The organism is Sphingomonas sp. STIS6.2, from assembly GCF_000732685.2.
GTDB classification, from domain to species: Bacteria; Pseudomonadota; Alphaproteobacteria; order Sphingomonadales; family Sphingomonadaceae; genus Sphingomonas; species Sphingomonas aerolata.
In genome coordinates this window covers 1-14289 of sequence record NZ_JPDP02000018.1, presented here as the reverse complement: position 1 = coordinate 14289, position 14289 = coordinate 1, and the positions used below count along the sequence as shown (strand labels likewise).

Genomic DNA, 14289 nt, shown 5'->3' with positions numbered 1-14289 from the left:
CTCCCCTGCTACCATTCCGCCATGTTTAAACAGACCTTCAAGAACCTCGACGACATTCTGCGGAAGGAGGCCGGCTGCGCGTCCGAGCTGGACTACACCGAACAGACCAGCTGGTTGCTGTTTCTCAAGTATCTCGATGACCTGGAGACCGCCCGCGCCACCGATGCCGAGCTGCGCGGACAGGTCTACACGCCGATTATCGACGCTGCGCATCGCTGGGGGCTGTGGGCCGCGCCCAAGGATGCCGCTGGCCGGCTCGATCACAACCGCGCAAAAACCGGGCCGGACCTGATCGGCTATTTGAACCGCGAGCTGTTCCCCTATCTGGAGGGGTTCAAGGGCCGTGCCACCAGCGCCGATACCATCGAATACAAGATCGGCGAGATTTTCGGTGAGATTCGTAACAAGTTTCAGTCGGGCTACTCACTGCGGGACGCGATCGATGCGATCGACGAACTGTCCTTTGGCAGCCAGACCCAGAAGCACGAGCTGTCGGAGCTGTACGAAGCCAAGATCAAGAACATGGGCAATGCGGGGCGCAACGGCGGAGAATATTACACGCCGCGCCCGCTGATTCGGGCGATGATCAGGGTGGTGAAGCCGACGCTGGACGATACCGTCTATGACGGCGCGGCCGGCTCCTGCGGCTTCCTGTGCGAAGCCTATGACTATCTGCTGCCGCTGGCGAAGACGACCGGCGAGCGCGAACGACTTCAGAAACACACCTTCTTCGCCAAGGAGAAGAAAAGCCTCGCCTATGTTATCGGCACGATGAACATGATCCTGCACGGGATCGAAGCGCCCAACATCGTCCACATCAACACGCTGACCGAACAGGTGCTGGACATTCAGGAAAAAGACCGCTTCGACATCATCCTGGCCAACCCGCCCTTTGGCGGCAAAGAGCGCCCGGAAATCCAGCAGAACTTCCCGATCAAGACCGGCGAGACCGCCTATCTGTTCCTCCAGCATTTCATCAAGTCGCTGCGCGCGGGCGGAACCGCGGCGGTGGTGATCAAGAACACCTTTCTGTCAAACACCGACAATGCCAGCGTGGCGCTGCGCCGCGAGCTGCTGGAAAGCTGCAACCTGCACACCATACTCGACATGCCCGGCGGCACCTTCCAGGGCGCGGGCGTCAAGACGGTGGTGCTGTTCTTCGACAAGGGCGAGCCGACCCGCGCCACCTGGTATTACCGGCTCGATCCCGGCCGCAACATGGGGAAGACCAACCCGCTGAACGATGCCGACATGGCGGATTTCATGGAACGGCAGGCGAGCTTCGCCGATGGGCCGAATGCGTGGAGCGTGGCGGCGGACACGCTCAACCCCGCGACCTTCGACCTTACCGTGCGCAATCCCAATGCGCCCGAAGCCGAGGCGCTGCGCAGCCCGCAGGAGATACTCGATGAAATTGCTGCGCTGGATGGGGAAAGTGCGGAGATTCTGGCGCGGGTGAGGGAATTCCTGTGAGTAGTTGGAGACAAGTTTCCCTCGGCGATGCGTGTGGCAAAATCACTGACGGCACCCATCATTCCCCAGAAACTTTTCAAGATCGCGCCGCTAATCGTTTCCTCTACCTGACTTCAAAGAATGTCCGTGACAGCGGGTTAGATCTGACGACGATCTCGTATGTCAGCGCGGAGGCTCACAGGGAAATATACTCGCGTTGCAACGTACAGCTCCATGATGTGCTTTTGACCAAGGACGGTGCCGGCACAGGGAACTGCTGCATCAACACATTGGCCGAACCCTTCAGCCTTCTATCTAGCGTGTGCGTCCTGCGCCCCAACGGCAGGTTACTTGATGCGAGATACCTCGTCTATTTTTTGCAAAGCGATGCCGGGCGTGAGCAAATCATCGGACAAATGACGGGCGCAGCTATTAAGCGCATCATCCTAAGGACAATCAAACAGGCAACTATCCCTCTACCCCCCATCGAAGAACAGCGGCGGATTGTGGCGGTGCTGGATGAGGCCTTCGCCGCCATCGCCACCGCAATCTTCAACGCCGAGAAGAACCTCGCCAATGCGCGGGAGTTGTTTGAGGCCGAGCTTGCCGATGTGTTTGGTTCTGACCGCATTGGCTGGGAGGGCCTGAAGCTAGGAACTCAGCTTAGTGTTCAAAGCGGATTTGCGTTCAGGAGTAGTGATTACGTTGATGATGGCCACCTTTTAGTCCGCATAGGCAATGTACAAAGTGGCCACTTGACACTTAAAAACCCGAAGTATGTTAGTCTTGATTCAAAGACAGCCAAGTTTGCGCTGCAGGAAGGTGATATTCTGACGTCATTAACGGGTGACATCGGGCGGGTCGCAACAGTGCATGAGAGTCATCTTCCCGCAGCTCTTAACCAACGCGTAGCTAGGCTCATCCCCAGCCCAAAGTCTAACGTGTCTCGAGAGTTTTTGCTTCTTTTCCTTAGGTCGGACTTCTTCCGTTTGCAGCTCGAGTCTAAAGGACATGGAGCCGCTCAGCTAAACGTCAGTCCGAAAGAGATCGCTGAGGTTGAGTTCCACGCACCGGACGAAGCAACGCAAAGAGAAATCTTGTCTCGGCTGACAATTGTAGAGGACGCGGTAACCGCATTGTCCGCTATTTATGAGGAGAAACAGTCTAAGCTACTGGAATTAAAGCAGGCGCTTTTGCACCGTGCCTTCACTACCAAAATTACTGCCGCGAAGCCGGAAGCTCTCGCCGCGTGAATGAAGCAGAGACCCGCGCCGAACTGATCGACCCCGCTCTGCGCGAGGCTGGCTGGGGCGTGGTAGCCGGCAGCCGCACTCGGCGCGAGGTCATTGCGCCCGGCCGGATCATGGGCAAGGGCAAGCGCGCTCGCGCGCTCTCCTGTGATTATGTGCTGGTCTATCGCAACACCAAGCTTGCCACGCTGGAAGCCAAGGCGGGGACCAAAAGTTATACCGAGGGCGTCGGACAGGCGAAGGACTATGCCGCCCGCCTGCAATGCCGCTTCGCTTTTACCAGCAACGGCAGGCAGATTTATCGCATCGACATGGAAACCGGCGCGGAAGGGCTGGTCAATGCTTACCCCACCCCGCAGGAGCTGTGGGACGCCACGTTTGCTGAGGCGAACCGCTGGCGCGACCGCTTCGCCGCCGTCCCCTATGAAACCGGCGGCGGGCGCTTTGAGCCGCGCTATTATCAGCACAACGCCATCGAGCGGGTGCTGGAGGCGATCGGCGAGGACCGCGCCCGCATCCTGCTGACGCTTGCCACCGGCACCGGCAAGACCGCTATCGCCTTCCAGATCGCATGGAAGCTGTTCCATGCCCGCTGGAACCTGTCCGACTGGAAAGCGGCGGTGGAGCCGCAGCGGCATCCGCGCATCCTGTTCCTGGCCGATCGCAACATTCTCGCCGATCAGGCTTATAACAGCTTCTCTGCCTTCGACGACGGCGCGCTGGCGCGGATCACGCCGGGCGACATCAAGAAGAAAGGCGCGGTGCCAAAGAATGCCAGTATCTTCTTTACCATCTTCCAGACCTTCACCAGCGGCACCGACGCCGATGGTGAGCCCGCGCCCTATTTCGGCGACTATCCGCCCGACTTCTTCGACTGCATCGTCATCGACGAATGCCATCGCGGCGGCGCGAAGGACGAAAGCGAATGGCGCGCGATCCTCGACTATTTCGCGCCCGCCGTGCAGATCGGCCTGACCGCGACGCCCAAGCGCCGGAACAACGCGGACACCTATGCCTATTTCGGCCAGCCGGTTTACACCTACTCGCTGAAAGAGGGGATCAACGACGGCTATCTGACGCCGTTCAAGGTCCGCCAGATCGGCACCACCATCGACGAATATGTCTATACCGCTGACGATGCCGTGGTCGAAGGCGAGGTGGAGGACGGCAAGCGATACACCGAGGGCGACTTCAATCGCACGATCGAGATTGAAGCGCGGGAGCGTTACCGGGTCGAGACATTCATGGGCATGATCGACCAGCGCGAAAAGACGATTGTATTCTGCGCCTCGCAGCCGCACGCAGGCATCGTTCGCGACCTGATCAACCAGTTGAAGACCAGTAACAACCCGAACTATTGCGTCCGCGTCACCGCCGCGGACGGCGCGATCGGCGACCAATGGCTGCGCACCTTCCAGGACAACGACAAGACCACCCCGACGATCCTGACGACCTCGCAGAAGCTGTCCACCGGGGTTGATGCGCGCAACGTCCGCAATATCGTGCTGATGCGGCCGGTCAAATCGATGATCGAGTTCAAGCAGATCATCGGGCGTGGAACGCGGCTGTTCGACGGCAAGGACTATTTCACGATTCTCGATTTCGTGAAGGCCTATGAGCATTTCAACGATCCCCAGTGGGATGGCGAGCCGCTGGACCCGGAGCCACCGAGAGGGCCACGCGACGGAAAGCCTGACGGCGATCCACCCGAGCCGCCCGAACCTGGGCCGGACCCTGAGCCGCCACAGGCCAAGCTGGTCATCCGGCTGGCAGACGGGAAGGATCGCACCTTTCGACATATCAGCGCAACGACGTTTTGGAGTGTCGATGGCCGGCCCGTGTCGGCGCAGCAATTCATCCAAGACCTGTTTGGCCAGTTGCCGGACCTGTTCCGCGATGAAGACGAGCTGCGCGCCCTCTGGAGCCAGCCGGACACGCGACGGCAGCTTGTCGAAGGTCTGGTCGAACGCGGCTTCACCGGCGAGGCGCTGGACGGCATCCGGCGTGCCTCCGACGCGCAGGATAGCGACCTTTTCGACGTGCTCGCCTTTATAGCCTATGCGCGCCCACCATTGAAGCGGAGCGAGCGGGCAAACACCCGCCGTGAAGCCATCCTTTCCCGCTATGGTGACAAGCAGCGCGATTTTCTCGACTTCGTGTTGGCGCAATATGCCTTAGTCGGCGAGAGCGAGCTGGACGACGGTAAGCTGCCAGCGTTGCTGGAGCTGAAATACGGCACGCCGATGGACGCCGTGCGCGAGCTTGGATCGGTGGCGGAAATCCGTTTGACGTTCTTAGGGTTTCAGCGGGGCTTATATGGAGTAGAAGGGTCAAGCTGACCGGCTTGCTCCGACAGCACGGGGACTCGACGGTTCCCGGTTTGTACGCGATAGTGCGCGCATGTTCGGAAGCTCTAAACCGCGATCATCCTCATCCGCCGTTCTCGACGCCTTGATGCAGGCAGGGCGTACCCTTGATGACGAACTTCGCTCGCTAGTGGCGCGCTACGGCGCCGACGCCGTGCGGGAAGCGGCGAAAAAGGCAACCGTCAAGAAGCGCGGACGGCGGCCGGAGAAGGATTGGCCGCTCCTTCGCCCTTGGCTTGATCAGGACGTGGAAGATTGGCTTGCTGAGCGCGATCCCTTCGCTGCACGGAGCAATTACTTCATCGCCAAGGAATATTCGGCGGAGTACCCCGGCCATAATCCGATCGCGACCGCAGAACGAATCGAACGGAAGCTGCGGGAGAAACGGCGGTGGATGCTCTTCGCTGTTGCGGAAAACAGAACGCGCAAAGGTTGGCCCCTCAGCGTCAATCTGAGGGCCTGCGAAGGTATGATCGAAGAGGGCAAGCCGAACGACTGGTCGTTCATGTTGAACCATTTGCGCGGTGTGCTTGCTAGGTATGAGGAGCGCTTCGGCAAGCCTGATGCATCCTTGTCTTTGGATGAAATGGACGAAGCATTGCGACAGCCCCTTCCCGCGCTCAGCGGCGGGGTGCTTGGGGGCTTATTCGGTCTCGGCAAATTGGGTTCATAATTCGACGCTATTTCGACCCGCCGAAACTTAGTCCGTTTTAGGCCCGCCGAAACTCGCGTCATTTAAGACGCCTCGCTGCACGATCGCCCACCGCTATTTACTGTTCGTCCACAAGAGGAAGGACGGACAATGTTAGATAAGAACACACCGGCAAAGCTCGCCTATAGCATCGCCGAGGCCGCTGCCGCTGTTAGCATCGGCCGCTCCAAGGTCTACGCGCTGATCGCGGAAGGTCGATTGGAAACACGCAAGATCGGCAAGCGAACGGTGATCCCCGCCGCATCGCTCGCCAAGCTGCTGGAGGTGTAGGCTCATGCCGGCACCTCGCGAGCGCTTCGAACGGCTGAATGCCACGCTCCTGCCGCAGCTCCCGTCGCTGGTGAAGCAATGGCTTCCTTCCGGCCGGGCAGTTGGTATGGAATGGACCGCGCTCAACCCGCGCCGGCATGATCGGCATTTGGGCTCGTTCCGGGTCAATCTGCGCTCCGGCCGGTGGGCGGACTTCGCGACCAGCGAGTGCGGCGGTGATCCTGTCTCGCTCTACGCCTACCTGTTTACGGACGGGCAACAGGGCATCGCGGCGCGAGAACTGGACCGCGGTACGATCGCGCTTCGGTCGGCCACCGCTGCTAAAGCCGCGAAGATCGTTAATCCTTGTGCCGATGAGGTGCGGCGGATCGCCCGCGCTCGCTCGATCTACGCTGCGGCTGGCCCTATCGGCCAAGCTTCAGAAGCCTATCTGTTGAGCCGGGGGTTGCAGCCAGTTCCAGCCTGGGAGCGGCTACGTGCGGCCGTTCTGCGCTATCCCGAATCAGGTCTCCATCCAGCGATGGTTGCGCCAGTCACGGCGGTCAGCGGGGCGATAGAAGGCATTCAGCGCACCTTCTTAGAGGAAAATGGGCGCAAGCTGCCGGTGCGTGATCCCAAGCTGTCACTCGGCCGGGTGCGCGGAGGCGCGATCCGCCTTGCCGAGCCGGCGGAAGAGTTGGTGCTGTGTGAGGGGCTGGAGGACGGCTTAAGTCTCGCACAAGAGCTGGCGGGCGCTCACGTCTGGGTCGCGCCGGGTGCTGGCATGCTGGCGGCCACGTTCCTGCCGCCTGTCGTGTTGCGCGTAATTATCGCTGCCGACAACGACGCTCCCGGCGAACAGGCCGCAATGCGAGCGGCGGAGCGGTTTGCAAGCGAGGGACGGCACGTTCGGATTATGCGCCCCGATCCCGCATATAAAGATTGGAACGATCAGCTCCGTGGGATCGCCCAGTGAGCCGCTTCGCTTCGGCATTGGCGGCCGCTGAGCCGGCTCAGGCACCCGAGCCGCTGCCGCTCCGTCGGGCGCTGCCACCTCCCGAACCGTTTCCGCTGGAAGCCTTGGGGCCGGTCCTTGAAGGGGCCGCTCGGGCGATTATGGATCGGGTGCAATGTCCCGATGCCATTGCGGCGCAAGCGGTGCTGGGAGCGGCCTCGCTGGCGGCACAGGCGCACGCCGATGTCGTTATACCGGCAACCGGGCATGTCCGGCCCCTGTCGCTCTTCCTGGTAACCGTCGCCGCGTCCGGCGAGCGTAAGAGCGCCGCCGATGGTGAGGCGCTTGGTCCGATCCATGAGCGCGAGGAGGTTCTGCGTGAATATCATGCAAGAGCCCGGCCCAAGTACGAGAACAGTCAACTGGCGTGGGACGATGCTCGGAAGAAGGCGCTGGGCAAATGTAAGGGAGACTTCGAGGCGGGACGTGCCGCGCTCGACGCCATCGGTCCGCCGCCGATCCCGCCGTACGCCCCGATGTTGCTCGTACGCGAGCCGACCTTGGGAGGACTGCACAAGCTTTTCGGTGTGTCCGGTCCGTCGCTTGGGCTGTTTAGCGACGAGGCCGGCAGCTTCCTTGGCGGCCATGGGATGAACGAGGACAACAGGCTCCAGATGGGCGCCGGATTGTCGGAGCTATGGGACGGGAAGGCGATCAGCCGGGTCCGCGTTGAAGACGGCGCGAGCATATTGCCCGGCAGACGTCTCGCAGCGCACCTCATGGTCCAGCCGGGCGTCGCCGATCGGTTGCTTAGCAACGTCGAACTTTCACAACAGGGCCTTCTATCGCGCATGCTCGTGGCGGCTCCTCCCAGCCTCGCAGGCACACGCATGCAGCGCCCTACCGGTCCGGACTCCGCGATAGCCCTGGCAGCTTATCGGAGTCGATTAGGAGAGATGCTGGCGGCCGACGCGCCGATGCACGATGGCGGGCTAAGGCCACGCCGGTTAGAGCTCGACTATCGGGCTGCCGCCATTTGGTCCGCTTTCGCCGATGAAACCGAACGGGCGTTAGGACCAGGAGGGGCGCTGGAACCGATACGGGGCTTCTCCAACAAACTTCCCGAACATGCCTTACGGATGGCGGCTGTGCTTGAGCTGGTTGCGGATAGCGAGGCTGGGCTGGTCGGTCCCCGCTCGATGGACAAGGGCGTCGCGCTAGCTCGCTTCTACGTGAGTGAGGCTCTTCGCCTCTTTCACGCCGGATCAATTCCGGCTGCGGTGATGCAAGCCGAACACCTGCTGCACTGGCTTCATACTGGTTGGGGCCAGCGGCTCGTTGGCATAGCGCACGTCTATCAGCGCGGGCCGAACTCGATCCGCACCAAGGCGAAGGCGCGTGCGGCGATCGATGTTCTGGAAGAACATGGCTGGCTGCATCCGGTGGCGGACGGCGCGGAAATCGACGGTAAGCGGCACCGGGACGCCTGGCGCATTGCCTCACCCCTTTCGCAAGTTTCGCTGCTTTAGCAGGCTGTTGCCGCAGAACGGAGATTTAGCATGGCAGGATCGAAAGCGAAGGGAACACTACAGGTAACGGAGAAGCAGGGCGTTTCTCCGGAGCGCCAGCTGGCCGACGTGGCGCTCGATCCGCTGTTCGGTAGCGCTGTCATCGCCTCATCGTTCGGCAAGCAGTTCTCCGGCGAGACCGACTTCACGGCGTTCTATGAGGCGCTGCATGACCGCGCACGAGCGATTCGAAGCAACAAGCTCGGTAGCGTAGAGGACATGCTGACGGCACAAGCCGCCGCGCTTAACGCCATGTTTTTGGAGCTAGCACGGCGATCGGGCGCGAACATGGGCGAGTATATGCAAGCGGCCGAGACCTACATGCGGCTGGCGTTGAAGGCGCAGGCACAATGCCGCGGAACGCTAGAGACGCTCGCCAACATCAAGAATCCGCCTGTCGTATATGCCCGGCAGGCGAATATCGCGAACGGGCCGCAACAGGTGAACAACGGCGTGGGAGCCTCGCATGCGAGTAACCATGCAAGTCCGCCGAACAAACTATTGGAGACGGAGCATGGCAAACGGCTGGACCCTGGAACGGCGGGCGCGGCAATCGGCAGCGATCCGTCGATGGAAACCGTGGGAGCGATCGACGGGGCCGCTGACGGCGGACGGCAAGGCGAACGTGAGCCGCAACGCCGACAAGGGCGGAAAGCGGAGAGCGCTCAGGGCTGAGCTGGCGCATCTTCGGGAGCTGATGCAGGAGTTGGTGGTTGAACAGCGGGAGGGATGGTGAGTCTATATCGTATCAGCCAGCTACGCCGCGCAAGTCTGGCCGTTCGCAATTACAAGCCGCATGCCGGCAGCGGACCGGCGATTGTTTCCTAATCTGTAGTTGGACGCATGCTTCAACCCGGACTTCCACTGCAGAGCAGTCCGCCTTAGGGATTGGGCGCAATCTAAGGAGGTCGGCGATTCGCACCATTCCTCGCCAAGCGCCCAACGAGGTAGTCGACATCGCTAACTGGGCGGCGGACGAGGACTTTCCGATTTACCCGGTCGGCTCCAAGCCGAAGCGACTGGTCATCTGCCCTAGCGAGGGGGTGCCCGACTTTCTGCGACTAAACCAAGGATATCTCTTCAAGCAGGCTGCTGGCTGGCAGGCGCAACAAATGTGGTGCGAGGTCATCGCCTATGAGCTGTCGTTCCTATTTAATGTCGCTGTGCCGCCAGCCTTCGTGTCAATCGACTCCTCGTCAGACCAAGCGGGCGCGTTAATCGAGCTCTTCTATCCATATCCGGCAGCGAAGCGGACGATCCGCTTGGTCCATGCAGCTGACTTCATGCAAAGGAATTTTGCCGGCGGCAGCAAGGGGCGTCCTCATGCTCTCCGCGAAAATCTCGTGATATGCCGCGCGCTCGGCGCACCCGATCCTCTGCGGTGGTGGGCTCGAGCGATCCTGTTCGATACTCTGATCGGCAACACCGATAGACACTCCGAAAATTGGGGCTTCCTGATCGAGGGCACGCAGGACGCTCGCCACTTCAGCTTGGCTCCGCTTTACGATAATGGAACCAGCCTTGGGTATGGCACGAACGACGCGAAGCTTGCTAATCGCTGGGATGAGCGACAAATGACGGCGTATCTTGCCAAGGGGCATCACGATATTGGCTGGTCGAAAAACGAAGACGGTCCAACGCCGCATCTGTCGCTGTGTGTCCGCTTCTTCACAGCCAATCCGGGGCTGATGGAGATTGCGGCGGCGATGCTCACCTTCACTAATGAGCAGGTAGACGAGATCGTCGAATGGGCCGCACAATTTAATGTTCCGGTTCTGTTCCAATTTGCGCGTGGACGCTTTATATCGGACCAACTTGGCGCGCGGCGCGATGCACTTAGAGAGGCATTAAAGCTGTGAACGATAGCTGGATCACTGAGGCGACCGAGCCGGACCATCTCATTTTGGCGTGGCAAGCGCCTGACGAGTGCAAGGACCGTACCCGCTTTGCGGTAGGTATGCTTACCTGCCGCGAGGGAGAAGTGCGCCTCCGCTATTTTGGTGACGGCGACGAGTTTCAGCGTCTCAACCCTGGCAAGACCTATTCGCAAATGGTCGACTATGGCTATGCCGGCTATCCTGGTTTCTCGACCGACACAGCGATGCATAGCTCAGGCGTGATCGAGGCGTTCATGCGACGCCTTCCTCCACGGACACGATCGGACTTTGCGGCATATGAGCAGCATCTTCGAGTGCGATCAGGCACCGAGCTGAGCGATTTCGCGCTGCTCGGCCTGTCAGAAGCTTACCTCCCGAGCGACGGATTTTCGGTCGTCGATCCCCTCGATCCCAACGTAGATCGACGGCAACTGCTAATCGAGGTGGCTGGCTACCGTTACTATGCGGCTAAGGCCACGCGATCGCTGCCGACTGTCGGCGATAAGGTCGAGATCGTCGCCGAGGACGACAATAAATTTGATCCCCGTGCTGTGGCAGTCGTGTTCAAAGGGGACAAGATCGGGAACATCAACCGGCTGCAGGTCGAGACCTTCCGAACTTGGGCTGCACAGGGGCGACTCGAAGCCAACGTGACTCGCTTGAACGGGCGAGCAGCTCGCCCGCGCCTTTTTGTCTTCGTCCGAGTTTCGCTGCCGGTCTGACAAACGCCTTACGGCTCTTAGTTATGGGACGTCTGTTTGTTTCACCGAATTGCGGGCGCGAACCCATAGCGCTCGGCGAACGCCTCCCTCATAGCTTTGAACAGCGCTTCTTCGTTTCCTCGTGCGACGATGAAGCTGTCGTGCACCGGAAGCGCGAGCACATTGGCATCAAGCAGGCGGGCGAGGACTGCGATGGCCAAATCGCTATCTTCGCGTTGCAAACGGAGCCCTTCACCACTCCCGAACCATTGAGCAACCGGACCTAGTTGCTCAACGAAGGCTGCGACATAGCTTGAAAACCGCGCTCCTGCTGGTAGCTGCGCAGTGTCTAACCCGCGTGCCGCCAATCGCAGCGGCGCGAAGGATTTGCGATTGATCAACCGGTTAAAAGTGCGCTTACCAAGCTCCCGCACCTCCGGTCCCTCGTATCCCGCGACTTTATAGATGTCATGCTCTAACGCTCTGCCATGGCGGGCAAATAGCAATGTCGGATGCAGCCGGGCATAATCGCGCTCAATCACCGGATCGCCGTCGAGCGTTAGTAGCAGGCGTTCGACCTTGGGTAGGTTTATCCACCATCCGCCATAGAGGCGACCGCCACTCTGCCAATTCTCCTTGAATATCCGGTAGAGCTGTGTTGCTTCCTCCCCGGCGAGTAGGCGGTCCTCCGCCTTATCATCATCCGCTTGGTAGCGCTTGATTACTCGCGCCCAGCTTTCTGGCGGCAAAACAATCTGTGCCTGTGACAGGCGGGCATTAAGCTCAGTCAACACATTGCGGCTTGCGCTAACCGCTGCAGGCTCCAACTCAACATCGGACTCTGCTTGGCGTAAGATGATAACGTCGCGGCGTTCGCTCCATCCAATATCGCCGCGCGTCACGCCGCACGCCTTGAACAGGGTCCGCAGCTTAGCGGTCGATCGAAGGCGCGTTCGCCGCGCATGCCGAACAGCGCCATCGCGCGTGTTGCGATAGCCCCGCTGGCCCTCGACAAGCTCCAATTCTGCAAGGCCGTCGCGGATACGTGCGAGCATGGTGATGCTGTGCGCCGTTCCGACATAATCGTTGGCGTTGAACGAGATTGCAACGAAGCGCTCCGGATCAATGCGATTGAACGCAGCTAGTGTCAGATTCGCAAGGAGCATATCCAAAGTGTTGCGCCAGCGAAGCCAATCCGCTTGTCGAAAGGCACGCTGACGACCACTTGCTGGAGCTAGCAGCGCTTCTACCCGCTCGATCACCGCCGTCCCTCGCGCGTCCCTAAAGCCACGTGACGGATCAAGCGGCATCGAACGGTCGAGCGCGGCGCGATCGCGGATAGGATCAAGGACCATCTTCAAGGCCTAAACGTAAACCGCTTCAATACGAAGGTGGAGACTTCTGAGGGGCAAGAAGCGGCGCCGGCTAATCGGCAGGACTCATGCTTACGAAGAAGCAGAACGCCAGCTAATCGCGTTCGACCATACCCCAAAGCGAGTCGCTCCTCGTCCTACGGCTCCAATTAACCACCGCAGCTAAGTAGGGCCGCTAGTAGGACCGCAGCGTGCACGCCGTATGTTTTCGTTGCAAACCAACCGCTTATACGGCGTGGATGGCGGAGACGGAGGGATTCGAACCCTCGGTACCAGTAAACCCGGTACGGCGGTTTAGCAAACCGCTGGTTTCAGCCACTCACCCACGTCTCCGGCTGCAGCAGATGCGGGGCTATAGCGAGGGTCTGCGGCGGGGGCAACCGTCGTTACGCGGGTACCGGACGCGAATTCGACTCTTCCCGCCGTTTCATTCATTGCGGGGTCAGGCGGGGGTTTGTTAACTCACGCGCACTCGGCATTGGGGAAGATAGCATCATGCGCAGTTTCTGGCTTGGCCTCGGCGCCTTCGCAGCGTCGATCGCGAGCAGCGCGCCCGCACAGGTCCGCACGATCGATCCCAACCAGGCGATCGACGGGGATCTCGCGCCCCAGACCAGCACCACCCCATCGCGGGGGCAGCAGGTCCCCGACCAGCGCTATCCGGAGCCCGCGCCGGTCGAGCCGGTCCAGCCCGCCGCCCCGCCCCCTCCCGCGCCTGGCCCCGGCGCGACGACGCGCGCGGAGGCGACGATGAGCGCCGCCGACACCTATGAGCGCGACGATCTGCTCGCCGCGGGCGAAGGCGTGTTCGGCAAGGGCGCGGCCGGGCTCGGCGGCATTCTCGAGAACATCCTCAAGGACCAGGGCCAGCCCAATGCCTATATCGCCGGGCGCGAGGCGTCGGGCGCGTTCATCCTCGGCGTGCGCTACGGCTCGGGGCTGATGAACCACAAGGTCGAGGGCGAGAAGCCGGTCTACTGGACCGGGCCGTCGGTCGGCTTCGACGTCGGCGGCGACGCGAACAAGGTGTTCGTGCTGGTCTACAATCTCTACGACACCGAGGAGCTCTACAAGCGCTTCCCCGCGGTCGAGGGCCGGCTCTATCTCGTCGGCGGATTCGCCGCGACCTATCTCCGCCGCGGCAACGTCGTGCTGATCCCGATCCGGCTCGGCGTCGGCTGGCGCGCGGGCGTGAACGTCGGGTACATGAACATCACCCACAAAAGCAGGTGGCTGCCGTTTTAAGGCGAAGGTGGGCAGCCGGCCACGCCCGGCTGACTCCAACAAGCCCGGCCGGCGGCGCGTAGCGCCGTCCGACGACGCGGGCTTTGCCCGCGGCGCGGCACCACCCCCGCGGGACACCAGCCCCCGGTAGCGCCCACCCCCACAATCGCCTAACGCCACGCGAATGGCCAAACCCGACCGCCTCGCCCGTCTCGACGCCCAGCGCGAGGATCTCGAAACCGAGTATCGCGCGACACTGATCGCCGCGCTCGAAAAGACCGCGAACGGCGCGCTCGGGCTGTTCGACCGCAGCAGCGACCGCCGCGTCCGCACCGCGATCGCCCCGACGATCGACGCGCTGCGTGAAATGGGCACCGAGATCGACGCGATGCGCGACCGGCTGATGCTCGATCCGTTCGCGCTCCACCGCGACTTCTTCGCCGCACGCGGGCCGGTCAGCGCGAGCGCACCCGGCGAACAGAAGGAAGCGCGGCTCTGGCTCGACCGACTCGCGGTGGAAGATCCGTCATCCTGACGAAAGTCAGGATCCAGAGCCAGGCAG

The 14289-nt window shown here is 61.3% G+C and carries 13 protein-coding genes and 1 tRNA gene; 12 read left to right on the top strand and 2 right to left on the bottom strand.

The genetic code is table 11. The features are described 5' to 3' along the window. Positions 1-21: 21 nt before the first annotated feature. The 10 genes from sphst_RS02755 to sphst_RS02705 all read left to right on the top strand — a co-directional run bounded on the left by sphst_RS02755 (position 22) and on the right by sphst_RS02705 (position 11151). Positions 22-1473 (top strand): class I SAM-dependent DNA methyltransferase, encoded by a 1452-nt coding sequence (locus sphst_RS02755; RefSeq protein ID WP_031393431.1) that lies wholly within the window; start codon positions 22-24, stop codon positions 1471-1473. Next, positions 1470-2705, top strand: coding sequence for a restriction endonuclease subunit S (locus tag sphst_RS02750; protein WP_081877468.1), 1236 nt, complete (start codon positions 1470-1472; stop codon positions 2703-2705). The genes sphst_RS02755 and sphst_RS02750 overlap by 4 nt, the downstream gene beginning before the upstream one ends. After that, a complete protein-coding gene (gene hsdR / locus sphst_RS02745) occupies positions 2702-5041 on the top strand; it encodes an EcoAI/FtnUII family type I restriction enzme subunit R (protein WP_031393433.1) in 2340 nt (779 codons plus the stop codon). The genes sphst_RS02750 and hsdR overlap by 4 nt, the downstream gene beginning before the upstream one ends. A 61-nt stretch (positions 5042-5102) precedes the next feature. Next, positions 5103-5741 carry a hypothetical protein gene (locus sphst_RS02740; protein ID WP_159043480.1) on the top strand — a complete coding sequence of 213 codons (639 nt, stop codon included), beginning with the start codon at positions 5103-5105 and terminating at the stop codon, positions 5739-5741. A gap of 129 nt (positions 5742-5870) precedes the next feature. After that, positions 5871-6050, top strand: a complete 180-nt coding sequence (locus sphst_RS02735) for a helix-turn-helix domain-containing protein (protein ID WP_031395360.1) — start codon at positions 5871-5873, stop codon at positions 6048-6050. A gap of 4 nt (positions 6051-6054) precedes the next feature. Beyond that, positions 6055-7005, top strand: coding sequence for a DUF7146 domain-containing protein (locus tag sphst_RS02730; RefSeq protein ID WP_051916522.1), 951 nt, complete (start codon positions 6055-6057; stop codon positions 7003-7005). Then, positions 7002-8513 (top strand): YfjI family protein, encoded by a 1512-nt coding sequence (locus sphst_RS02720; RefSeq protein WP_159043479.1) that lies wholly within the window; start codon positions 7002-7004, stop codon positions 8511-8513. The genes sphst_RS02730 and sphst_RS02720 overlap by 4 nt, the downstream gene beginning before the upstream one ends. Positions 8514-8543: 30 nt before the next feature. Continuing rightward, complete coding sequence (locus sphst_RS20235) at positions 8544-9227, top strand: hypothetical protein (RefSeq protein WP_051916232.1); 684 nt, start codon at positions 8544-8546, stop codon at positions 9225-9227. A gap of 368 nt (positions 9228-9595) precedes the next feature. Further along, complete coding sequence (locus sphst_RS02710; protein WP_031393167.1) at positions 9596-10411, top strand: HipA domain-containing protein; 816 nt, start codon at positions 9596-9598, stop codon at positions 10409-10411. Further along, on the top strand, positions 10408-11151 hold the full coding sequence (locus sphst_RS02705; protein ID WP_031393166.1) for a hypothetical protein: 744 nt from the start codon (positions 10408-10410) through the stop codon (positions 11149-11151). Before sphst_RS02710 ends, sphst_RS02705 begins: the two co-directional genes overlap by 4 nt. A gap of 41 nt (positions 11152-11192) precedes the next feature. On the opposite strand, the gene sphst_RS02700 is transcribed toward sphst_RS02705, so the two are convergent. Together sphst_RS02700 and sphst_RS02695 are read right to left on the bottom strand one after the other, a co-directional pair. Next, the gene (locus tag sphst_RS02700; RefSeq protein WP_199848894.1) at positions 11193-12491 is read right to left on the bottom strand and encodes a hypothetical protein; all 1299 of its coding nucleotides are present in this window, start codon (positions 12489-12491) and stop codon (positions 11193-11195) included. A 252-nt stretch (positions 12492-12743) separates the two neighbouring features. Beyond that, positions 12744-12836, bottom strand: a tRNA-Ser gene (locus sphst_RS02695). 162 nt (positions 12837-12998) lie between these two features. Between sphst_RS02695 and sphst_RS02690 the strand changes: the two genes are divergently transcribed. Together sphst_RS02690 and sphst_RS02685 are read left to right on the top strand one after the other, a co-directional pair. After that, positions 12999-13748 (top strand): DUF1134 domain-containing protein, encoded by a 750-nt coding sequence (locus tag sphst_RS02690; protein ID WP_056407073.1) that lies wholly within the window; start codon positions 12999-13001, stop codon positions 13746-13748. A 163-nt stretch (positions 13749-13911) separates the two neighbouring features. Next, positions 13912-14262 (top strand): hypothetical protein, encoded by a 351-nt coding sequence (locus sphst_RS02685; protein WP_031396050.1) that lies wholly within the window; start codon positions 13912-13914, stop codon positions 14260-14262. Positions 14263-14289: the final 27 nt, after the last annotated feature.

Excerpts from the sequence above, each read along its gene's own strand:
- sphst_RS02755 (WP_031393431.1), top strand. The coding sequence starts at position 22 with ATGTTTAAACAGACCTTCAAGAACCTCGACGACATTCTGCGGAAGGAG.
- sphst_RS02740 (WP_159043480.1), top strand. The coding sequence starts at position 5,103 with ATGTTCGGAAGCTCTAAACCGCGATCATCCTCATCCGCCGTTCTCGAC.
- sphst_RS02735 (WP_031395360.1), top strand. The coding sequence starts at position 5,871 with ATGTTAGATAAGAACACACCGGCAAAGCTCGCCTATAGCATCGCCGAG.
- sphst_RS02730 (WP_051916522.1), top strand. The coding sequence starts at position 6,055 with ATGCCGGCACCTCGCGAGCGCTTCGAACGGCTGAATGCCACGCTCCTG.
- sphst_RS20235 (WP_051916232.1), top strand. The coding sequence starts at position 8,544 with ATGGCAGGATCGAAAGCGAAGGGAACACTACAGGTAACGGAGAAGCAG.
- sphst_RS02690 (WP_056407073.1), top strand. The coding sequence starts at position 12,999 with ATGCGCAGTTTCTGGCTTGGCCTCGGCGCCTTCGCAGCGTCGATCGCG.
- sphst_RS02685 (WP_031396050.1), top strand. The coding sequence starts at position 13,912 with ATGGCCAAACCCGACCGCCTCGCCCGTCTCGACGCCCAGCGCGAGGAT.